The following is a 22231-nucleotide window of genomic DNA, read 5'->3' as shown; positions in this document are numbered from 1 at the left end:
CCGGGACCGCGCCGCGGAACGCGGCCGGCCGGCGAGTGAGCCACAACCGCGGCGCGGAGCCCGCCGAGCTGCGCAAGCTGCTGTCCGCGCTGACCGCGATGCGGGACGGCAACTTCCGGCGCCGGCTGACGGTGCCGGGCGACGGACCGCTGGCGGAGATCGCCGCGGTGTTCAACGAGGTCGCCGAGCGCAACCAGCACCTGACCGGTGAACTGGCCCGGGTGCGGCGGGCGGTGGGCCGCGAGGGCCGGCTGAACGAGCGGCTGGAGACCGGCGCGGGCGAGGGCGCCTGGATGGCGGCCGTCGACAACTGCAACGCGCTGATCGACGACCTGGCCCGGCCGATGTCCGAGGTGGGCCGGGTGCTGACCTCGATCGCCGAGGGCGACCTGGACCAGAAGATGGAGCTGCGCTCGCTGCACAGCAACGGGGTGAGCCACCCGCTGCGCGGCGAGTACCTGAAGATCGGGCGGACCGTCAACGGACTGGTCGACCAGCTCTCGGAGTTCACCGACGAGGTGACCCGGGTGGCCCGCGAGGTGGGCACCGAGGGCAAGCTGGGCGGCCAGGCCAAGGTCCGCAGCGTGTCGGGCAGTTGGAAGGACCTGGCGGACTCGGTCAACACCATGGCCGGCCGGCTGACCGCGCAGGTGCGCAACATCGCCCAGGTGACCACCGCGGTCGCCAAGGGCGACCTGTCCCGCAAGGTCACCGTCGAGGTGGCCGGCGAGATGCTGGAGCTGAAGAACACCGTCAACACGATGGTGGACCAGCTGAACGGGTTCGCCGCGCAGGTCACCGGGGTGGCCAGGGACGTCGGCACCGAGGGGCGGCTGGGCGGCCAGGCACAGGTGCCGGGCGTGGCCGGGGTCTGGCGGGACCTCACCGACTCGGTGAACTTCATGGCCGACAACCTGACCGGCCAGGTCCGCAACATCGCCCAGGTGACCACGGCGGTGGCGCGCGGCGACCTCTCGCAGAAGATCGAGGTGGACGCCCGCGGCGAGATGCTGGAGCTGAAGAACACCATCAACACGATGGTCGACCAGCTCTCCGGCTTCGCGGAGCAGGTGACCCGGGTGGCCCGCCAGGTGGGTACCGAGGGGCGCCTCGGCGGCCAGGCGCAGGTGCCGGGGGCGGCCGGGGTGTGGCGGGACCTGACCGACAACGTCAACTTCATGGCGAACAACCTCACCGACCAGGTGCGCAACATCGCGCAGGTGACCACCGCGGTCGCCAAGGGCGACCTGTCGCAGAAGATCCAGGTGGACGCCCGCGGCGAGATCCTGGAGCTGAAGAACACCATCAACACGATGGTCGACCAGCTGGGTGCGTTCGCGGACGAGGTCACCAGGGTCGCCCGGGACGTCGGCACCGAGGGCATCCTCGGCGGCCAGGCCAGCGTGCCCGGGGTGGCCGGCATCTGGAAGGACCTGACCAACTCCGTCAACCTGATGGCCAACAACCTGACCAGCCAGGTGCGCAACATCGCCGAGGTGACCACGGCGGTCGCCCGCGGTGACGTGTCGAAGAAGATCACCGTCGACGCCCGGGGCGAGATCCTGGAGCTGGTGACGACCGTCAACACGATGGTCGACCAGCTGTCGGCGTTCGCCGACGAGGTGACCCGGGTGGCCCGGGAGGTGGGCACCGAGGGGATCCTGGGCGGTCAGGCACGGGTGCGCGGGGTGTCGGGCATCTGGAAGGACCTGACCGACAACGTCAACCTGATGGCCAACAACCTCACCGGTCAGGTGCGCAACATCGCCGAGGTGGCCGGTGCGGTGGCCCGCGGCGACCTCTCCAAGAAGATCGCGATCGACGCGCAGGGCGAGGTGGCGGCGCTCGCCGCGACGCTCAACACGATGGTCGACCAGCTCTCCTCCTTCGCGGTGGAGGTGACCCGGGTCGCCCGGGAGGTGGGCACCGACGGCACCCTGGGCGGTCAGGCGAGCGTGCCGGGGGTGGCCGGCATCTGGAAGGACCTGACCGACAACGTCAACCTGATGGCCAACAACCTCACCGGTCAGGTGCGCAACATCGCGCTGGTGATCACCGCGGTGGCGCGCGGCGACCTCTCGCAGAAGATCGACGTCGACGCCCGCGGCGAGATCCTCCAGCTCAAGACCAGCATCAACACCATGGTCGACCAGCTCTCCGCGTTCGCCGACGAGGTCACCCGGGTCGCCCGCGAGGTGGGCACCGACGGGCGGCTCGGCGGCCAGGCCCGGGTGCCCGGCGTGGACGGCACCTGGCAGGACCTGACCGAGTCGGTGAACGAACTGGCCAACAACCTGACCCGTCAGGTGCGCGCGATCGCCCAGGTCGCCACTGCGGTGACCAGGGGCGACCTGAGCCTGCGGATCGACGTGGACGCCGCGGGCGAGCTCGACGAGCTCAAGGACAACATCAACCAGATGATCGCCAACCTGCGCGAGACCACCCGCACCAACCAGGAGCAGGACTGGCTCAAGACCAACCTGGCCCGGATCTCCGGCCTGTTGCAGGGCCGCCGGGACCTGGAGGCGGTCGCCTCGCTGATCATGACCGAGCTGACCCCGGTGGTCTCCGCCCAGCACGGCGCCTTCTTCCTCGCCCAGCCGGCCGGCCGCACCGCCGAGCTGATCACCGAGGACGACGACGAGAACGACACCGTGCTGCGCCTGATCGGCAGCTACGGCTACCAGCGGCGGGCGATGCCGACCACCTTCCGCCCCGGCGAATCGCTGATCGGCCAGGCGGCGGTGGAGAAGCGGGCGATCATCCTCAAGGAGGCGCCGCCCGGGTACCTCAAGATCGCCTCCGGTCTCGGCGAGGCCTCCCCGACGCACATCGTGGTGCTGCCGGTGCTGTTCGAGGGCCGGCTGCTGGGCGTGATCGAGCTGGCCACCTTCAGTTCCTTCACCACCGTCGCGCTGGACTTCCTGAACCAGATCGCCGACCTGATCGGCGTCACGGTCAACACCATCAGCGTCAACACCAAGACCGAGGGCCTGCTGCTGGAGTCCCAGCGGCTCACCGCGGAACTCTCCATGCGGTCCGCCGAGCTGGAGGCGCGCCAGGAGGAACTGGAGCGAACCAACGAGGAGTTGCAGGAGAAGGCCGAGCAACTCGCCCAGCAGAACCGCGACATCGAGATCAAGAACGGCGAGATCGAGGAGGCCCGGCAGGTCCTGGAGGAGCGCGCCGAACAGCTCGCCCTGGCCTCCCGGTACAAGAGCGAGTTCCTCGCCAACATGTCGCACGAGCTGCGCACCCCGCTCAACTCGCTGCTGATCCTGGCCAAGCTGCTGTCCGACAACAACGAGGGCAACCTGTCGCCCAAGCAGGTCGAGTTCGCCGACACCATCCACGGCGCCGGCTCCGACCTGCTCCAGCTGATCAACGACATCCTCGACCTGTCCAAGGTCGAGGCCGGGAAGATGGACGTCCGCCCGGCCCGGATCGCCCTGGTCCAGCTGGTCGACTACGTGGAGGCCACCTTCCAGCCGGTCGCGCTGGACAAGAACCTGGACTTCGCCGTCCGGGTCTCCTCCGCCCTGCCGGTCACCCTGCACACCGACGAGCAGCGGCTCCAGCAGGTGCTGCGCAACCTGATCTCCAACGCGGTGAAGTTCACCGACGCCGGCGCCGTGGACTTCTCGATCCGCCCGGCCGGCCGGGAGGTCCCGCAACACGTGCGCGAGCGGCTGCTGGAGTCCGGTTCGATCCAGGGCCCGGACGACGAACTGATCGCCTTCTCGGTCTCCGACACCGGCATCGGCATCCCCGACAACAAGCTGCGGGAGATCTTCGAGGCGTTCAAGCAGGCCGACGGCACCACCAGTCGCAAGTACGGCGGGACCGGCCTCGGCCTGTCGATCAGCCGCGAGATCGCCCGGCTGCTCGGCGGCGAGATCCACGCCGAGAGCGAGCTGGGCAAGGGCTCGACGTTCACGCTCTACCTGCCGCTGCGCACCGAGGCCCCGGACCCCGTCGGGGAGCCGCGCCCGGGCGAGCGCCAGCCCTCCCCGAGCGCCCAGGCGCCGCGCGCGTCGGTCGGCGTGACCCCGGTGGGCCTGCCCGTGCCGGTCGGCGAGAACCCGGCCGACCACTGGGCCCAGGAGGTCCGCGAACTGGCCGAGGAACGCCGCCGCGGGGCCGTGGAGCGCCGCCGCAGCGCCGCCCTGGAGAGCGCCGCCGGGCCGCGGGCCGTGGAGCCCGCGCCGCCCCGGCCGGTCAACGGCGGCCGGCGCTTCGACGGCCAGCAGGTCCTGATCGTGGACGACGACGTCCGCAACGTGTTCGCCCTCACCAGCGTGCTGGAGCAGCACGGGCTGACCGTCCTGTACGCCGAGAACGGCCGCGAGGGCATCGAGATGCTGGAGCAGCACGAGAACGTGGCGCTGGTCCTGATGGACATCATGATGCCGGAGATGGACGGCTACGCGACCACCGAGGCGATCCGCCGGATGCCCCAGTTCGCCGGTCTGCCGATCATCGCGCTGACGGCCAAGGCGATGAAGGGCGACCGGGAGAAGTCGCTGGAGGCGGGCGCCACCGACCACATCACCAAGCCGGTGGAGACCGAGCACCTGCTGTCGGTGATGCGCGAGTGGCTGAGCGGGGACCGCGCGTGAGCGGACGCGCGGTCGGGCCGTCGGTGGCGGGTACGGGCGCACGGGCGACAGAGGAGGCGTGAACCCCGTCGTGGGCCCCGGGGTTCGCGCCTCCCGGCCGGTCGGTTTGCTGGCGGACGGGCCCGGGAACCCGGTAGGGTCACCGATCGTTGCGAACAGTGACCGGACGGCGACGCCCTGCTGAGCGTGCGCCGGTGCACTGGCTGTACGCCGTTCCGGATCGGGTCACGACGGGGCGGTGTGCCGGGCGAGGGGGTGCGGCTAGCATGACCGGGGTAGCGGTGGGCAGTACGCGGGTGCCCGCACCGGGCGGCAGGCAGGCGACAGGAGGGCGGGCCCTGATGCAGAAGGCGAAGATCCTCCTGGTCGACGACCGACCGGAGAACCTGCTGGCGCTGGAGGCGATCCTCTCGGCGCTGGACCAGACGCTGGTGCGCGCGGCCTCCGGCGAGGAGGCGCTCAAGGCGCTGCTCACCGACGACTTCGCGGTGATCCTGCTGGACGTGCAGATGCCCGGGATGGACGGCTTCGAGACCGCCGCCCACATCAAGCGCCGCGAGCGCACCCGGGACATCCCGATCATCTTCCTGACCGCGCTCAACCACGGCCCGCACCACACCTTCCGCGGCTACGCGGCCGGCGCCGTGGACTACATCTCCAAGCCCTTCGACCCGTGGGTGCTGCGCGCCAAGGTCTCCGTCTTCGTCGACCTCTACGTGAAGAACTGCCAGCTGAAGGAGCAGGCCGCGCTGCTGCGGCTGCAGCTGGAGGCGGGCGGCGGCGAGCCGGCCCTCGGCGGGGCCCTGCTGGGCGAGCTGTCGGCCCGGCTGGCGGCGGTCGAGGAGCAGGCGGAGTCGCTCGGCAAGCAGCTGGACGGGGTCGAGGACGCCGGGGTGGCGGCGACCGCCGCGCACCTGGAGCGCAAGCTGGTGGCGCTGCGCCGGGCGCTGGACGCGATGCGCCCCGGAAGCTCCTGATCCGCTGCCGCACGTTCACTCGTCCGAGTGGTTCCGTGCGGCGGTCGGGTGAATCCCGGTCAGCGTGACGGTGTGTCTGCGACACGTGTGGGCGCCCCGGCTCAGGCACATGTGCACCGGTGGTCCACACCGGTAGGCTGCTGACCCATGGCCACTCGCACGCCCGGGAACGCAGCACGTAAGACGAGTCCGGGACCGTCCAAGAAGGCCGCGGCGAAAGCCCCGGGCAAGCCGCCCGCGAAGAAGGCGGCGGCGAAGAGGGCGGCTCCCGCGAAGCGGGCGGCGGCCAAGGCGGCCCCGCCGGCGCCGCCGTCCAGGTCGGTGCTGATGAGCGCCCTCAACGCCGTCGCGAGTCCGATCGCCGCGATCTTCCGGGGCTTCGGTGACGGGGCCAAGAACCTCGACCCGGCCCACCGCAAGGACGGGGCGGGCCTGCTGCTGTTCGGGCTCGCGCTGGTGACCGCCGCCGGCACCTGGTTCAGCCCGCAGGGCTGGCTCGGCGAGGCCGCCACCGCCGTGGTGTCCGGGCTGTTCGGCCGGCTCGACGTGCTGGTGCCGTTCCTGCTGGCGGCGATCGCGATCCGGCTCTGGCGCCATCCGGAACTGCCGGAGGCCAACGGCCGGATCGTGATCGGGTTGAGCGCGCTGCTGGTCGGCGTCCTCGGCCTGGTCCACATCGGCTGCGGCGCGCCCATGATGGGCAGCGGCGCCTCCCGGATAAGGGCGGCCGGAGGCATCGTCGGCTGGGCCGCGTCCACCCCGATGATGGCCGCCGCGGGGCCGGCGCTGGCCGTTCCGCTGCTCCTGCTGCTGGCCTTCTTCGGCCTGCTGGTGGTCACCGCCACGCCCGTCAACCGGATCGGCGAGCGGGTCCGGTGGGCGGGCATACGGCTCGGCGTGGTCGAGCCCGGGCCGGAGGACGAGCTGCGCAGGGGGCGTGCGCCGGAGCGCGAGCTGTCCACCGAACCGCCGGAGGACGCCGACCCCGACGCGCTGCCGTTCACGGTGGACACCGGTGCCGAGGACCCGACGGACGAGGTGGCCGCCCGCCGGCGCCGCCGGCGGCGCAAGCAGGCCGACCCGGACGACCCGGCGGAGGCCGTCCGGGTCTCCCTGGACAAGGAGCCGCTGGACCCGTACGCCACCCGCAACCTCGCCGCCGGGGCGGCCGCCGACCTCGACGGCGCGCTGGTCTACGGCGTGCCCGCCTCCTCCGCGGTCGCGGACATGATGCACCAGGTGCAGGACCACACCGCACCGCCGGAGGAGCCCGCGGTCCCGGCCGCCCGCAACGGCGGTCCTGGCGCGCCCGAGGAGCACGGCCCGGCGCCGGTGCGGATGGAGCAGCTCCGGCTCGGCGAGGGCGCCGGCTACGCGCTGCCCTCCCTCGACCTGCTGGAGCGCGGCGGACCGGCCAAGGCCCGCAGCGCCCTCAACGACGAGGTGGTCGCCCAGCTCTCCGGCACCTTCGCCGAGTTCAAGGTGGACGCCCGGGTCACCGGCTTCACCCGCGGCCCGACGGTCACCCGCTACGAGGTCGAACTCGGCCCGGCCGTCAAGGTGGAGCGGATCACCGCCCTCGCCAAGAACATCGCGTACGCGGTGGCCAGCCCGGACGTGCGGATCATCAGCCCGATCCCGGGCAAGTCCGCGGTCGGCATCGAGATCCCCAACCGGGACCGCGAGATGGTCAACCTCGGCGACCTGCTGCGCTCGCGCACGGCCGCCGAGGACACGCACCCGATGGTCGTCGGCATGGGCAAGGACGTCGAGGGCCACACCGTGATGGCCAACCTCGCCAAGATGCCGCACATCCTGGTGGCCGGTGCGACCGGCGCGGGCAAGTCGTCCTGCATCAACTGCCTGATCACCTCGATCCTCGCCCGGGCCACCCCGGACGAGGTGCGGATGGTGCTGGTCGACCCCAAGCGGGTCGAGCTGACCGCGTACGAGGGCATCCCGCACCTGATCACACCGATCATCACCAACCCCAAGAAGGCCGCCGAGGCCCTCCAGTGGGTGGTGCGCGAGATGGACATGCGCTACGACGACCTCGCGGCGTTCGGCTTCCGGCACGTGGACGACTTCAACGCGGCCGTGCGCTCCGGCAAGGTCACCCCGCCGCCCGGCAGCGAGCGGGAGCTGCGGCCGTACCCGTACCTGCTGGTGATCGTCGACGAGCTGGCCGACCTGATGATGGTCGCGCCGCGCGACGTCGAGGACTCGGTGGTCCGGATCACCCAGCTGGCCCGCGCGGCCGGCATCCACCTGGTGCTCGCCACCCAGCGGCCCTCGGTGGACGTCGTCACCGGTCTGATCAAGGCCAACGTGCCGTCCCGGCTGGCCTTCGCGACCTCCGCGATGGCCGACTCCCGGGTCATCCTGGACCAGCCCGGCGCGGAGAAGCTCATCGGCAAGGGCGACGCGCTCTTCCTGCCGATGGGCGCGAGCAAGCCGATCCGCATGCAGGGCGCGTTCGTCACCGAGGCGGAGATCGCCAAGGTGGTGCAGCACTGCAAGGACCAGCTGGCCGCCGCCTACCGGGACGACGTGGTGGTCGGCGGCGGGCCGAAGAAGGAGATCGACGAGGAGATCGGCGACGACCTGGACCTGCTGATCCAGGCGGCCGAGCTGGTCGTCTCCACCCAGTTCGGCTCCACCTCGATGCTCCAGCGCAAGCTCCGGGTCGGCTTCGCCAAGGCGGGCCGGCTGATGGACCTGATGGAGTCCCGCGGGATCGTCGGCCCCAGCGAGGGCTCCAAGGCCCGCGACGTCCTGGTGAAGCCGGACGAGCTGGACGGGGTGCTGGTGACCCTGCGGGGCTGACGGGCCGTGCCGTCCGCCGCCCCCGTGCGCCGGACGGCCCCGTGCCCCGGAGGGGGTGTCACTCGTTCGGAGGAGCGTCGGCGGGCCCCGGGAACCGGCCGTCCGTACACCGCGTCACAGCCCGGAAGGCGAACCCCGGGGTCCCCGCGCGCGGCTCCGCTGACGACCGGTCAACGCGGTTCCGGACCCCGGCCGGAGCGGGTGTGCGCATTCGGCCCGCTCCGCTTGAGAAACGATCCGCCCCCGCCCCTAGACTGTTCCCCAGCAGGTGGCCATCCGCTCGAAAGGCGTGCCCCGTGACCATCGGCAAGTCCCCCGACCGTGAAAACGCCCCGTCGTCCGTCGCGCCGACCGAAGACGCGGTGCAGGCGGCCGATGCCCCGAGCATCGGCCGGGTGCTGTCCACCGCCCGGATCGACGCCGGACTCACGGTGGACCAGGTCAGTACCGCCACCCGCGTGCGGGTGCCGATCGTCCATGCCGTCGAGGAGGACGACTTCGGCCGCTGCGGAGGCGACTTCTACGCCCGCGGACACATCCGCCTGATCGCCCGCGCCGTCGGCGTCGACGGCGACGAGCTGGTCGCCCGCTACGACGCCGCGCACGGCGGCCCGCCCGCCGCCAAGCGCCCGGCGAGCCAGCTGGTCGACAGCGGCCCGATCAAGGTGCCCAGCCGCGGCCGGCCGAACTGGGCGGCCGCCATGGTCGCCGCGATCGTCGCCGTGGTCGCCCTGATCGGCTTCAACCTGGTCAGCGGCAAGGGCGGGCACGGCAGCACCGGGTCCGCCAGCGCGCCGCTGCCCAGCGGCTCCGGCACCGGCTCGGTCGCCCCCGCCGCGACGCCCGCCGTCCAGCCGCCGGCGCCCGCGCCGAGCGCCGCCGCCATCGCCGCCGTCCCGGCCGACAAGGTCACCGTGAAGCTGGTCGCCGAGGGCACCAGCTGGGTCTCGGCGATGAACAGCAGCGGCAAGTCGCTGTTCCAGAACAACATCAGCGACGGCCAGGACCAGACCTTCACCGACCCCAAGCAGATCAAGCTGGTGCTGGGCAACGGCGGGGCCGTGCACGCGTACGTCAACGGCAAGGACCTCGGCCTTCTCGGCAAGGACGGGCAGGTGGTGCACGTCACGTACACCCCCGGAGACCCGCAGGCGGGCTGACCACAGGGGTCGCCGGGGCCCGGTGGTGATCACCCGATTCGTGGCTCGCGGCCTCCGGGGCGAACGGCACCGGAGGCCGCGCGTTAATCTTGGGCCTATGCCTGAACGCCGTACTGTCGCCCTTGTCACGCTCGGATGCGCCCGCAACGAGGTGGACTCCGAGGAACTCGCCGGGCGACTGGAAGCCGACGGCTGGTTGCTCGTCGACGACGCCGCCGAAGCGGACGTCGCCGTCGTCAACACCTGCGGCTTCGTCGAGGCCGCCAAGAAGGACTCCGTGGACGCCCTGCTGGAGGCCAACGACCTCAAGGGGCACGGCCGCACCCAGGCCGTCGTCGCGGTCGGCTGCATGGCCGAGCGGTACGGCAAGGAACTCGCCGACGCGCTGCCCGAGGCGGACGGCGTCCTCGGCTTCGACGACTACTCCGACATCTCCGACCGCCTGCAGACCATCCTCTCCGGCGGCCACCACGCCCCGCACATCCCGCGCGACCGCCGCAAGCTGCTGCCGATCAGCCCCGCCGAGCGGCAGTCCGCCGCCGAGGCCGTCGCGCTGCCCGGCCACGGCGCCGAGGCCACCGCCGAGCCGATCGCCGACCTGCCCGAGGGCCTGGCCCCGGCCTCCGGGCCGCGCACCCTGCGCAAGCGGCTGGACGACAACCCGGTCGCCTCGGTCAAGCTCGCCTCCGGCTGCGACCGGCGCTGCTCCTTCTGCGCCATCCCGGCCTTCCGCGGCTCCTTCATCTCCCGCCGCCCCTCCGACGTGCTCCACGAGGCCCAGTGGCTGGCCGAGCAGGGCGTCCGCGAGGTCGTCCTGGTCAGCGAGAACAACACCTCGTACGGCAAGGACCTCGGAGACATCCGGCTGCTGGAGACGCTGCTCGGCGAGATCTCCTCGATCGAGGGCGTCGAGCGGGTGCGGGTCTCCTACCTGCAGCCGGCCGAGATGCGCCCGGGCCTGATCGACGCGATGACCGGGACCACCGACGTGGTGCCCTACTTCGACCTGTCCTTCCAGCACTCGGCGCCCGCCGTGCTGCGCCGGATGCGCCGCTTCGGCTCCACCGACCAGTTCCTGCAGCTGCTGGGGACCGTCCGGGACAAGGCCCCGCAGGCCGGCGCCCGGTCCAACTTCATCGTCGGCTTCCCCGGCGAGACCGACGAGGACTTCGCCGAGCTGGAGCGCTTCGTCACGAACGCCGGACTGGACGCGATCGGCGTCTTCGGCTACTCGGACGAGGACGGCACCGAGGCCGCGACCTACGACGGCAAGCTCCCCGAGGACGTCATCGCCGAGCGGCTGGACCGGCTGAGCCGGCTCGCCGAGGAGATGACCGCCCAGCGGGCCGAGCAGCGGATCGGCACCGAGGTCGAGGTGCTGATCGAGTCGGTCGAGGACGGGGTGGTCGAGGGCCGGGCCGCCCACCAGGCCCCGGAGACCGACGGCCTCACCACCCTGGAGGGCGTCGAGGCCCCCGCGGTCGGGCAGTTCTGGCGGGCCAAGGTGGTCGCCAGCGAGGGCGTCGACCTGATCGCCGAGGCGCTGGAGCAGGTGCGACTGCCCAGGACTTCGGGGGCCGAGGCCCCGGGAGCCGGGGAATGACCAACGGGCCCGGCGCCCCGGCCGCGGCCCACCCGGGCAGACCGGCGGCCGCGGCGCCGCCGACCCCGGGGATCTGGAACATCGCCAACGTGCTCACGATGATCCGGGTGCTGCTGGTGCCGGTCTTCGTGCTGCTCCTGTTCGCCGGCGGCGGGCACGACCCCAAGTGGCGCTCGGTCGCCTGGGCCGCGTTCGCCATCGCGATGATCACCGACCTGTTCGACGGTGAACTGGCCCGCCGCAAGGGTCTGGTCACCGACTTCGGGAAGATCGCCGACCCGATCGCCGACAAGGCGATCATGGGCTCGGCGCTGATCGGCCTCTCCCTGCTCGGCGACCTGCCCTGGTGGGTCACCGTGGTGATCCTGGCCCGCGAGCTGGGCATCACGCTGATGCGGTTCTGGGTGATCCGCTACGGGGTCATCCCGGCCAGCCGCGGCGGCAAGCTCAAGACACTGACCCAGGGCACCGCGGTCGGCATGTACGTCCTGGCCCTGACCGGCTGGCTGGCCACCGGGCGGGCCGTGCTGATGGGGCTGGCGGTGCTGCTGACCGTCGGAACCGCGCTGGACTACGTCGGACAGGCGCTGCGACTGCGCCGCGAGGGACGGGCCGCGGACCGCGCGGACCGCTGAACGACGGGGGAGACGGGTGGCGGAGCACGACTACCGGCTGGCCGAGCGGGCGCACGCCGCGCTGAGGGCCGAGGGCGGCACGCTGGCCGTCGCCGAGTCGCTGACCGGTGGCCTGCTGGCCGCCGCGCTGGTGGACGTCCCCGGGGCGTCCGCGACCTTCCGCGGCTCGGTCACCGCGTACGCGACCGAGCTGAAGGCCTCCGTGCTCGGGGTGGACGAGGGACTGCTGGACGTGCACGGGCCGGTCCACCCGGTGGTGGCCCGGCAGATGGCCGAGGGCGTGCGCGGACTGCTCGGGGCCACGTACGGGCTCGCGACGACCGGGGTGGCCGGTCCGGACCCGCAGGACGGGCAGCCGGTGGGCACCGTACACCTGGCGGTCGCCGGCCCGGGCGGAACTCTGGTCAGTTCGCCCCTGCTGTCGGGAGGGCGTGCCACAATCCGTCACGGAGCGGTGACCGCCGCACTCGAGCTCCTCGTCGGCCGGCTCGCACCACGACCCGCACGATGACGGGCCGCTCCGACGGATCTCCACCGAACCGAGACCTGCCGATCTGGCGCCCGGGTATGGCACAGCTGGAGGATCGTGTTACATCCAACGGCCTGGTTGGGCAGAAACCAGGTGGCGAACGAGTTGCGTGACGGTGGCCGGGTGGCCCGAGTCGGGTACCACGAGGGGCCCGCGAACCCGGGTAGGACACCGGAACGAGGAGGGGGACAGCCTTGCAGCCCAGAGTGAACACGACCAGGGTCCCCGCACGCGAAGCGGGCAAGGCGGTACGGTGGGGTCGTGACATCTCGATCCGCAGTCCGAGGAGGGAGGCACCGATGATCCTGCTCCGTCGCCTACTGGGCGATGTACTGCGTCGGCAGCGCCAGCGCCAGGGCCGCACACTCCGCGAGGTGTCGGCGGCCGCCAGGGTTTCGCTCGGATACCTCTCCGAGGTCGAGCGGGGACAGAAGGAGGCCTCTTCGGAGTTGCTCTCCGCCATCTGCGACGCACTCGACGTCCGGATGTCCGAGGTCATGCGCGAGGTCAGCGACGAACTGTCGCTCGCCGAACTTGCGGCGATGGCCACCCTCTCCGAAGGTGATCTGCTGAGGCCGGTACTCGAACCGGTTCCGCTGCCCGCCCCCGGCACCGACCGGGCGAACATGTCGCCCAAGGCCGCCGCGATGGACGTGGTCGCCGCCTGATCCCGGCCTCGACTCCCGGGCGCCCCCGCCCGGAGCGAGCGAAGGGAGCGCGGTCGTGCGGACAGACGCGATGGTGCGCCCGGTGGCCCGAATACGGGCCCGGGCGCGGCTGTTGCTCCGGGCACGGCGTCCGGTGCGGTGGGTCCTGGCGGCGGTGGCGGCCGGGCTCGCCTGGTGGCTCCTGGTCGTCCGCGGACAACTGGCCGACGGCGCGGCGCTGGGGCTGCTCGCGGCCGGAGGCTGGGGGCTCGGTCTCATCCCGGTCCATGCCGACCGGAACGCGACCGGACCCGTCCGTCGCCCGGGCGCGGAGGCGGTACGACCGGTGGAGGCACAGCCGCCACCGATCGGATGATTCGACGTGAGGAGGCCGCGGGGTCCACGACCCCGCGGCCTCCACCACGTCCGGGCGCATGCGGCGCCGGCCTACGGGCGCAGGCGCAGTCCGCGCGGGGTGGCGTGGAAACCGGCCTCCTCCAGCGCTCGGCCGAGGTCCGAGCCGAGGGCGGGCTCCCCGTTGGCCCGCTCCACCGTGACGCTGCCGAGCACGCCCCCGCGGACCGCGGCGGCCAGCGCGCCGGCCGCGAGCGTCAGCGTCGGGCCGACCTCCGGCCAGGCCAGCAGTGACTTGCCGCCCCGCTCGACGTACAGCGCCAGCTCGCCGTCCACCAGGACCACCAACGCGCCCGCCTTGCGGCCCGGGCGGTGGGCCGTGGACTCCTTGCCGGCGGGGGCGGCGGGCGGCTCCGGCCACGGCAGGGCGGCGCCGTACGCGTTCGCCGGGTCGGCGGCGGCCAGCACCAGCGCCTGCGGTGGCTCGGCGGCCGGGGCGGCCGGCCACTCGGCGGCCCGGGCCCGCTCCAGCCGGCCGTTGACCGAGCGCAACCGGTCGGCCGCGCCCTCCATGGCGAACTGGGCGCCGCCGAGGCCCTCGACGAAGTAGCCCCGGCGGGCCCGGCCGCGCTCCTCCATCGCGGCCAGCACCCGGTAGACCCCGGCGAAGCCGCCGGGCACCCGCTCGGCCGCCACCGTGCCCCGGGTGAGCAGGCCGTGCCGGTCCAGCAGGCCCTGCGCCTGGGCGGTGGCCCGGACCGTCGGGTCGGTGCCCAGGGCCGGCAGCAGCGACCAGCGCCCGGCCACCGTCGGCGGGCCGCTGCGCTGGGCGCCGCCGACCCGTCCGAAGGCGCGGCCGGCGCCGCCGTAGCGGCCCCGCGGGGTGGCCCGGGGAGCGCGGTGGGCGGTCGCACCCGCCGTCCGGCCCGAGCCGAGCAGGGCGCGCAGCGGGGCGAGGGTGTCGTTGGTGACGTAGCCGGCCCAGACCAGGTCCCAGAGGGCCTCGATGACCTCGGGCTCCGGGGTCTCCTCCGGGAGCTGCTGGACGAGCTGGCGGAAGAACAGGCCGTAGCCGCCCGCCAGCGCCGACATCAGGGCGCTGTGCAGCGGGGTGAGCGCGGGCGGGACGGGCTCGGGGCGCAGCAGGTGGGCGTTCTCGGCGAGGTGGAGGCTGAGCCAGCCGTCCTTGCCGGGTAGCGCGCCGGCACCGCACCAGCCGATCTCCCCGGCCGCCGTCAACTCGTCCAGCAGACCGGGGGAGTAGTCGGCGAGGCGGGCCGGGAGGACCAGCTTCTCCAGGGCGGAGGCGGGCAGCGCGGCGCCCTGCAACTGCTCGACCACCCGGAGCAGACCGTCCGGACCGCGCAGCCGGTGGCCGGCCAGGTGCTGCCACTGCGGGAGGAAGGCGGCCAGGGCGCGCGGCGGGACCGGCTCGGCCTCCTGGCGCAGCGCGGCCAGCGAGCGGCGGCGCAGCCGGCGCAGCACCTCGGCGTCGCACCACTCGGGGGCGGTGTGGTCCTCAGCGGGCCTGAACCGGCCCTGGACCAGGCGGCCGGCGGCGGTGAGGCGGTGCAGGGTGCCGGCGACGACGGCGGTGCCGAGGCCGTGGCGGGCGGCGGCCTCGGCGGCCGTGAACGGGCCGTGGGTGCGGGCGTGGCGGGCGATCAGGTCGCCCAGCGGGTCCTTGACCGGCTCGGTGAACGCCTCGGGCACGCCGACCGGCAGCGGGGTGCCGAGCGCGTCGCGCAGCCGACCGGCGTCCTCGACCGCGGCCCAGCGCTGCTCGCCGGCGATCCGGACCTGGATCACCCGGCGGGCCGCCTCCAGTTCCAGGGCCCAGAGCGGCTCGGCTCCCCGGGCCGTCAACTCGGCCTCGGTGAGCGGGCCGAGCAGGCGCAGGGCGTCCGCGACGCCCTCCGCGTCCTTGACCCGGCGCTCGGGGGTGAGGCGCTGGAGTTCGGCCTCCAGCTCGGCGAGCACCTGCGGGTCGAGGAGTTCGCTGAGCTCCGCCTGGCCGAGGAGTTCGGACAACAGGCGGGAGTCGAGGGACAGCGCGGCGGCGCGGCGCTCGGCGAGCGGGGAGTCGCCCTCGTAGAGGAACTGGGCGACGTAGCCGAACAGCAGCGAGCGGGCGAAGGGCGAGGGCTCGGCGGTGGTGACCTCGACCAGGCGGACGGCGCGGGATTCGAGGTCGCCCATCAGCTCGACCAGGCCGGGGACGTCGAAGACGTCCTGCAGGCACTCCCGGACGGCCTCCAGGACGATCGGGAACGAGCCGTACTCGGAGGCGACTTCGAGCAGTTGGGCGGCGCGCTGGCGCTGCTGCCACAGCGGGGTGCGGCGGCCGGGGTTGCGGCGCGGCAGCAGCAGGGCGCGGCCCGCGCACTCGCGGAACCGGGAGGCGAACAGGGCGGAGCCGCCGACCTGCTCGGTCACCAGCTGCTCGATCTCGCCGGGGTCGAACAGGGCGGCGTCGGCGCCGACCGGGGCCTCGTCCGGAGCCTGGCCCGGGTGTGCGGACGGGCCGGCGAAGTCGAAGTCGGTGGCCAGCAGGTCGGCGTCGGGCAGGCGGAGCACGATGCCGTCGTCGGCGTGCATGACCTGGGGGTCCAGTCCGTGCTTCTCGCGCAGCCGGGCGCCCAGCGCGAGCGCCCAGGGGGCGTGCACCTGGGCGCCGAAGGGGGAGTGGATGACGATCCGCCAGTCGCCGAGTTCGTCGCGGAAGCGTTCGACCACGATGGTGCGGTCGTCCGGGAGGTGGCCGCAGGCGGTGCGCTGTTCGGCGAGGTAGTCGAGCAGGTTGGCGGCGGCCCAGTCGTCCAGACCGGCCCGCTTGAGGCGCTCGGTGGCGGCCTCGGGCCGGAGGGCGCCCAGCTCGCGGGTGAACGCGCCGAGGGCGCGGCCGAGTTCGAGCGGGCGGCCGAGGGCGTCGCCCTTCCAGAACGGGAGCCGGCCGGGGACCCCGGGGGCGGGTGTCACGAGCACCTTGTCGTGGGTGATGTCCTCGATCCGCCAGGAGGTGGTGCCCAGGGTGAAGACGTCGCCGACGCGGGACTCGTAGACCATCTCCTCGTCGAGCTCGCCCACCCGTCGCCCGCCACCGCCCTTCCCCGGCTTCGAACCGGAGTCGGTGGTGCCCGCGATGAAGACGCCGAAGAGGCCGCGGTCGGGGATGGTGCCGCCGGAGGTGACGGCCAGCCGCTGGGCGCCGGGGCGGCCGGTCACGGTGCCCGCCACCCGGTCCCACACCACGCGGGGGCGCAGCTCGGCGAAGGCGTCCGAGGGGTAGCGGCCCGCCAGCATGTCGAGCACGGCCTCGAAGGCGGACTGCGGGAGCGTCGCGAAGGGGGCGGCGCGGCGGACCACGGTGAGCAACTCGTCCACCGGCCAGGTGTCCAGGGCCGTCATCGCGACCAGCTGCTGGGCGAGCACGTCCAACGGGTTGCGCGGGACGCGCAGCGCCTCGATCCGGCCGTCCCGCATCCGTTCGGTGACCACGGCGGACTGGACGAGGTCGCCCCGGTACTTGGGGAAGAAGACGCCGGTGGAGACGGCGCCGACCTGGTGCCCGGCGCGGCCGACCCGCTGCAGGCCGGAGGCGACGGAGGGCGGCGACTCGACCTGGACGACCAGTTCGACGGCGCCCATGTCGATGCCCAGCTCCAGGCTGGAGGTGGCGACCACGGCGGGCAGCCGGCCGGCCTTCAGCTCCTCCTCGACCAGCGAGCGCTGTTCCTTGGAGACGGAGCCGTGGTGGGCCCGGGCGATGACCGCGGGAGAGCCCTTGGCGGCGCCCGAGCCGCCCATCAGCTGGGCCGGGGCGTGCGCGGCGGGGACGGCGGTGCCGGTGGCGCGCTCGTGGGCGATCTCGTTCAGCCGGTTGCACAGGCGCTCGGCGAGGCGGCGGGAGTTGGCGAAGACGATGGTCGAGCGGTGCGCCTCGACCAGGTCGACGATCCGCTCCTCGACGTGCGGCCAGATCGAGGCCTTCCGCTGCGGGTCGCTGTCGGCGGCGCTGCCGGCGGCCGGGGCGGCGGGCAGGTCGTCCAGGTCGGGGACGGGGACGACCACGGAGAGGTCGAAGTCCTTGGCGGCGGGCGGCTGGACGACGACGGCACCGCGCTGCGGGCTGAGGAAGCGGGCGACCTCCTCGACCGGGCGGACCGTCGCGGACAGGCCGATCCGCCGGGCCGGGCGGTCCAGCAGTTCGTCGAGCCGCTCCAGGGTGAGTGCGAGGTGGGCGCCGCGCTTGGTGCCGGCGACCGCGTGCACCTCGTCGAGGATCACCGTGTCCACGCCGCGCAGCGCCTCCCGGGCGGCGGAGGTGAGCAGCAGGAACAGCGATTCGGGGGTGGTGATCAGGATGTCGGGCGGGTGGGTCGCGAAGCGGCGGCGGTCGGCGGCCGGGGTGTCCCCGGAGCGGATGGCGACCTGGACCTCCGGCTCGGGCAGGCCAAGCCGGACCGCGGCCTGGCGCAGGCCGGCCAGGGGGGCGCGCAGGTTCCGTTCGACGTCCACCGCGAGGGCCTTCAGCGGTGAGACGTAGAGGACCCGGCAGCGGCGCCTGGGCTCGGCCGGGGGCGGGGTGCTGCTGAGCCGGTCGAGTGCGGAGAGGAAGGCGGCGAGCGTCTTGCCGGAGCCGGTGGGGGCGACGACCAGGACGTCCGTCCCCCGTCCGATGGCGCGCCAGGCCTCGGCCTGGGCGGGGGTGGGGGCGGAGAAGGCGCCGGTGAACCAGGCCCGGGTGGTGGGGGCGAAGCCGGCCAGGGGGTCGTCGGCGGGCGGGGTCGGGTGCTGGGGCGCCATGCCCCCATGGTGCCGGGTGGGACCGACAACCGGGCGCCGGCGGTGCGGTGCGGTGCGGGGCGGGCGGTGGGGCGTGCGCGCGGCGGGTGGCAGGGGGTGTACGCGGCGGGTGGCGTGGGGGTGTACGCCGAAGAGCAGAAACGACAATCCGCTCATATGGTGAGGAATCGGAAGCATGATCCACCCGTGACCCACCGGACCGACGAGCGGAGGCCGTGCGATGGCGCAGGCGTACCCGTCGGGCAGGCCCGCCCGCGCCGCCCGGCGCCGCCGGGTCGGCGGACCCGCCCGGGCGCTGCTCGCGATGCTGCTCACCGCACTGGTGGTGGGCGGCGCCGTCCCGTACGTCTCCGGGCCCGGGCGGCCCTACCTGAGCTACCTGGTGCTGGCCGAACAGGAGGACGCCTCCGGGGCGGCCCGGGCCCGGGCCGAGAGCCGCGCCGCCGGCGGCCAGGTGGTGCAGGAGTACCCGCAGATCGGGGCCGTCCTGGCGTACGCGACCGCGGGGTTCGCGGACAGGGTGCGGACCCGGCCCGGGATCACCGCCGCCGGCGCGACCCGGACCGCCCCGGTGGTGGCGCCGCCCAGGGCGGTGGACGGGGCCGGGGACTTCACGGCCGGCGCGGACCGGGGCGGGCGCGCCGCGGCCGCCGCCGACCACGCCGCCGCCGACCGGGGGGACGGCGAAACCACCACCGTGCCGGACCCGGCCGAGGGCGGCGCCTGGAACCTCGCCCTGCTCGGCGCGACCGCCCCCAGGGCCGGGGACGCCTCCACGGCGCCGGCCGGCGCCCCCGCGATCGGCGTGCCCGACCCCGGGACGCTGCACCGGGTGCTGGTCGCCGTCCTGGACTCCGGCGTGGACGACACCCACCCGGACCTGCGCGCCGCCGTCGACCCGAAGGCCTCCGCCTCCTGCGCCGACGGCCGGCCCGACGCCCGGACCGGCGCCTGGCGGCCCGACCCCGGAGTGGGCGAGAGCGGCCACGGCACCCACGTGGCCGGGATCGTCGGCGCCGCCCGGGACGGCCGCGGCGTCACCGGGGTCGCGCCCGGCGTGCGGATCGGCGCCGTCCGGCTGCTCGGGCCGCTCGGGCAGTACTACGCCGAGAACATCGTCTGCGGGCTGCTCTGGGCCGCCGACCACGGCGCCAAGGCGATCAACAACAGCTACTTCGCCGACCCGTGGAAGTACAACTGCCCCGAGGACCGGGACCAGGCCGCGCTGATCGCCGCCGTCGACCGGGCCGCCGATTACGCCCGGCGCAAGGGCGCGGTGGTGGTCGCCTCGGCGGGCAACGACGCGCAGGACCTCGGCGCCCCCCGGACCGACGAGCGCAGCCCCAACGACCGGGTCTCCGGACCCCCGCAGACCCGCTTCCTGGGCACCGAGTGCGTCCGGCTGCCCGGCGAACTGCCCGGCGTCGTCACCGTCACCGCCGTCGACCGGGACGGCCACCCGTCCGGCTACTCCAACTACGGACGCGGCAGGGTCTCGCTGGCCGCCCCCGGCGGAGACCCGGATGGCGGCCCGCAGGGCGCGGTCGTCTCGGACTGGCCCGGCGGGCAGTACGCGGCGCTGGCCGGCACCTCGATGGCGGCCGCGCACGTGACCGGCGCGGTCGCGGTGGCGGCGGCGCTGCACCCGGACCTCGGCTCGGACGCGCTGGCGGCGCTGCTCGCGAGCACGGCGGCGGCGGGCTGCCCGCCGGGGCCGTACGCCTGCGGGGACCGGCAGTACTTCGGGGCGGGGCTGCTGACGCTGCCGCGGTGAGCCGGGGCACCGCGCGGGGTGGAAAACCGGGTGACCGGGCGACCGGCGGCAGGTGAGGATCGGGGCATGAGCGATCCGGGCGAGTCCGTGCACCTCACCACCGAGCGGCTGGTGCTGCGCCGCTTCACCCCCGCCGACGTCGACGAGCTCGTCGACCTGGACGGCGACCCCGAGGTGATGCGCCACCTCACCGGCGGGAGGCCGAGCTCCCGGCAGTGGGTCGAGGACACGCTGATCCCCTGCTACCTGGAGCACTACCGCCGCTACGGCGACCTCGGCTGGTGGGCCGCGCACGAGCGGGCGGGCGGGGAGTTCCTGGGCTGGTTCGAGTTCCGGCCGACGAGGGACGGCGAGCGCGCCGAGGTCGAGCTCGGCTACCGGCTGCGCCGGGCCGCGTGGGGGCGCGGGTACGCGACGGAGGGCGCGCGGGCGCTGGTCCGCCGCGGCTTCACCGGGTCGGGCGTCGAGCGGGTGGTGGCGTACACCATGACGGTGAACGCGGCCTCGCGGCGGGTGATGGAGAAGAGCGGGCTCTCGTTCGTCCGCACCTTCCACGAGGACCACCCGGAGACGATCCCCGGCAGCGAGCACGGCGACGTCGAGTACGCGCTGACGGCCGGGCAGTGGCGGGCCCGGGAGGCCGGCGCCGGGTCCGCGATACTTGAGCCATGAGGCTGACCGAGTTCTGGCGACGGATGCACGCGCACTTCGGCGAGGCGTACGCCGAGTCGTTCGCGACCGACCACGTGATGAGCGAGCTCGGCGGGCGGACGGTGAGCCAGGCGCTGGAGGCGGGCTGGGAGGCCAAGGACGTCTGGCGCGTGGTCTGCGAGACCCAGGGGGTCTCGACGCTGCTGCGCTGACCGCCGGGGTCCTCCCGGAATGGGACAGACTGTCCCGGTGACAAGCAGCGCAGAACAGAAGAATTCGGACAGTGCGGTGCGGGTCGCCGACGGTGCGCGGGCGGACGGCGGCCCGGCCGGAACCGACGGGCCGGCCGACGGTACGCGGGGCGACGACGCGCGGCGCGGCGAGCGGGGGAGCGGCGGCGTCCTGTGGGGCGGCGGGATGCCGCGCTGGCTCCCCCGGGCGATGGTCCTGTTCCTCGTCCTGGTCGGGCTGTTCCAGCTCGCCGACTGGGCCTTCCGCCAGCTGATCGACCTCTTCGTGATGCTGCTGGTGGCCTTCTTCCTCTCGCTCGCGCTGGAGCCCGCCGTCGACCGGATGGCGGCGCGCGGGGTGCGCCGGGGGGTCGGCACCTTCCTGGTGTTCGTCGCGGTCGGGGTCGCGGTGCTCGGCTTCCTCGCAGCGCTCGGCACGCTGCTGGTCGACCAGGTGGCGAAGATCGCCGAGGACCTGCCGCACCTGGTGGACAACCTGATGGGCTGGATCAACCGGACCTTCCACCAGAACCTGTCGCTGGGGCAACTCCAGAAGAAGCTGCTCAAGGACTCCGGCACCATCGAGAACTACGCCCAGCAGGCCGCCGACAACGTCTGGGGCGTCTCCTCCACCGTCATCGGCGGGCTCTTCCAGGCCTTCACGGTCGGGCTGTTCACCTTCTACTTCACCGCCGAGGGCCCGCGGGTGCGCCGGACGGTCTGTTCGGTGCTGCCGCCCGCCAAGCAGGGAGAGGTGCTGCGGGCCTGGGAGATCGCGCTCGCCAAGACCGGCGGCTACCTGTACTCCCGCGCGCTGCTCGCGGTGGTGTCGGCCGCCGGGCACTGGGTGATGTTCGCGCTGCTGGACCTGCCGTACTCGGTGGCGCTGGCGATCTGGGTGGGCGTCATGTCGCAGTTCGTGCCGACCATCGGGACGTACCTGGCCGGGGCGCTGCCGGTGTTGGTGGCGCTCACCGTGGAGCCGGTGGACGCGCTCTGGGTGCTGGTCTTCGTGGTGGTCTACCAGCAGGTCGAGAACTACCTGCTGCACCCGAGGATCACCGCGCGGACGGTGGACGTGCACCCCGCGGTGGCCTTCGGCGCGGTGATCGCGGGCGCTGCCCTGCTCGGCGCGGTGGGCGCGCTGATCGCGATCCCGGCGGCGGCGACCCTGCAGGGCTTCGTCGGGACGTACGTGCGGCGCTACGAGGTGGCCACCGACCCCCGGATCGACCGGGGCGAGCAGCGGCGGGCCCGGCGGGAGCTGCGTCGGGAGGCGGCGCGGCGACTGCGGCGGATGGTCGGCGGGGACGGGGAGTGAGACCGGGGGCGTCGCCCCGGGGCCGGACCTGTCTCTTAAACACATCACCCAGCCCACGACACCAACTACAAAACCCGATTGCGCGAGATTGGTGGAAAA

At 73.7% G+C, this 22231-nt stretch carries 14 protein-coding genes; 13 read left to right on the top strand and 1 reads right to left on the bottom strand.

Annotation, left to right across the window (positions count from 1 at the left end):
• Positions 1–35 precede the first annotated feature (35 nt).
• From ACFV0O_RS14780 to ACFV0O_RS14740, 9 genes are all read left to right on the top strand, one after another.
• Positions 36–4619 carry a HAMP domain-containing protein gene (locus ACFV0O_RS14780; RefSeq protein WP_380341167.1) on the top strand — a complete coding sequence of 1528 codons (4584 nt, stop codon included), beginning with the start codon at positions 36–38 and terminating at the stop codon, positions 4617–4619.
• A 338-nt stretch (positions 4620–4957) separates the two neighbouring features.
• Positions 4958–5596, top strand: a complete 639-nt coding sequence (locus ACFV0O_RS14775; protein ID WP_360258511.1) for a response regulator — start codon at positions 4958–4960, stop codon at positions 5594–5596.
• 147 nt (positions 5597–5743) lie between these two features.
• Positions 5744–8422, top strand: a complete 2679-nt coding sequence (locus tag ACFV0O_RS14770) for a DNA translocase FtsK (RefSeq protein ID WP_380341165.1) — start codon at positions 5744–5746, stop codon at positions 8420–8422.
• Between the two features lie 296 nt (positions 8423–8718).
• Positions 8719–9582, top strand: a complete 864-nt coding sequence (locus ACFV0O_RS14765) for a helix-turn-helix domain-containing protein (protein ID WP_380341162.1) — start codon at positions 8719–8721, stop codon at positions 9580–9582.
• Between the two features lie 97 nt (positions 9583–9679).
• On the top strand, positions 9680–11185 hold the full coding sequence (rimO, locus tag ACFV0O_RS14760; RefSeq protein WP_380341159.1) for a 30S ribosomal protein S12 methylthiotransferase RimO: 1506 nt from the start codon (positions 9680–9682) through the stop codon (positions 11183–11185).
• Positions 11182–11820: a CDP-diacylglycerol--glycerol-3-phosphate 3-phosphatidyltransferase gene (pgsA, locus tag ACFV0O_RS14755; RefSeq protein ID WP_360258462.1), complete on the top strand. Its 639-nt coding sequence runs from the start codon at positions 11182–11184 to the stop codon at positions 11818–11820. The genes rimO and pgsA overlap by 4 nt, the downstream gene beginning before the upstream one ends.
• A gap of 16 nt (positions 11821–11836) precedes the next feature.
• Positions 11837–12331 (top strand): CinA family protein, encoded by a 495-nt coding sequence (locus ACFV0O_RS14750; RefSeq protein WP_380341157.1) that lies wholly within the window; start codon positions 11837–11839, stop codon positions 12329–12331.
• Positions 12332–12648: 317 nt separating this feature from the next.
• Positions 12649–13017, top strand: a complete 369-nt coding sequence (locus ACFV0O_RS14745) for a helix-turn-helix domain-containing protein (protein ID WP_049660741.1) — start codon at positions 12649–12651, stop codon at positions 13015–13017.
• Positions 13018–13099: 82 nt separating this feature from the next.
• On the top strand, positions 13100–13372 hold the full coding sequence (locus ACFV0O_RS14740) for a hypothetical protein (protein WP_380341154.1): 273 nt from the start codon (positions 13100–13102) through the stop codon (positions 13370–13372).
• Between the two features lie 71 nt (positions 13373–13443).
• Here ACFV0O_RS14740 and ACFV0O_RS14735 read toward each other — a convergent pair whose 3' ends face one another.
• Entirely contained in the window at positions 13444–18156 is a 4713-nt protein-coding gene (locus ACFV0O_RS14735; RefSeq protein WP_380341151.1) for an ATP-dependent helicase, read from the bottom strand.
• Between the two features lie 220 nt (positions 18157–18376).
• Between ACFV0O_RS14735 and ACFV0O_RS14730 the strand changes: the two genes are divergently transcribed.
• The 4 genes from ACFV0O_RS14730 (at position 18377) to ACFV0O_RS14715 (ending at position 22132) form a co-directional block, all read left to right on the top strand.
• Positions 18377–19930, top strand: coding sequence for a S8 family serine peptidase (locus ACFV0O_RS14730; protein WP_380341148.1), 1554 nt, complete (start codon positions 18377–18379; stop codon positions 19928–19930).
• Between the two features lie 66 nt (positions 19931–19996).
• Positions 19997–20602, top strand: coding sequence for a GNAT family N-acetyltransferase (locus tag ACFV0O_RS14725; protein WP_380341145.1), 606 nt, complete (start codon positions 19997–19999; stop codon positions 20600–20602).
• Positions 20599–20793 (top strand): DUF3046 domain-containing protein, encoded by a 195-nt coding sequence (locus ACFV0O_RS14720; protein WP_360258452.1) that lies wholly within the window; start codon positions 20599–20601, stop codon positions 20791–20793. The genes ACFV0O_RS14725 and ACFV0O_RS14720 overlap by 4 nt, the downstream gene beginning before the upstream one ends.
• 37 nt (positions 20794–20830) lie before the next feature.
• On the top strand, positions 20831–22132 hold the full coding sequence (locus tag ACFV0O_RS14715; RefSeq protein ID WP_380341142.1) for an AI-2E family transporter: 1302 nt from the start codon (positions 20831–20833) through the stop codon (positions 22130–22132).
• Positions 22133–22231: the final 99 nt, after the last annotated feature.

This window comes from Kitasatospora sp. NPDC059577 (assembly GCF_042735475.1).
In the GTDB taxonomy this organism is placed as follows: Bacteria; Actinomycetota; Actinomycetes; order Streptomycetales; family Streptomycetaceae; genus Kitasatospora.
Note: the sequence above shows the minus strand (reverse complement) of the source record. Positions and strands in the feature narration are given on the sequence as shown.

Bases quoted from the DNA above. Each gene is read 5' to 3' on its own strand.
- rimO (WP_380341159.1), top strand. From the start codon at position 9,680: ATGCCTGAACGCCGTACTGTCGCCCTTGTCACGCTCGGATGCGCCCGC.
- ACFV0O_RS14745 (WP_049660741.1), top strand. From the start codon at position 12,649: ATGATCCTGCTCCGTCGCCTACTGGGCGATGTACTGCGTCGGCAGCGC.
- ACFV0O_RS14725 (WP_380341145.1), top strand. From the start codon at position 19,997: ATGAGCGATCCGGGCGAGTCCGTGCACCTCACCACCGAGCGGCTGGTG.
- ACFV0O_RS14770 (WP_380341165.1), top strand. From the start codon at position 5,744: ATGGCCACTCGCACGCCCGGGAACGCAGCACGTAAGACGAGTCCGGGA.
- pgsA (WP_360258462.1), top strand. From the start codon at position 11,182: ATGACCAACGGGCCCGGCGCCCCGGCCGCGGCCCACCCGGGCAGACCG.
- ACFV0O_RS14735 (WP_380341151.1), bottom strand. From the start codon at position 18,156: ATGGCGCCCCAGCACCCGACCCCGCCCGCCGACGACCCCCTGGCCGGC.
- ACFV0O_RS14720 (WP_360258452.1), top strand. From the start codon at position 20,599: ATGAGGCTGACCGAGTTCTGGCGACGGATGCACGCGCACTTCGGCGAG.
- ACFV0O_RS14730 (WP_380341148.1), top strand. From the start codon at position 18,377: ATGGCGCAGGCGTACCCGTCGGGCAGGCCCGCCCGCGCCGCCCGGCGC.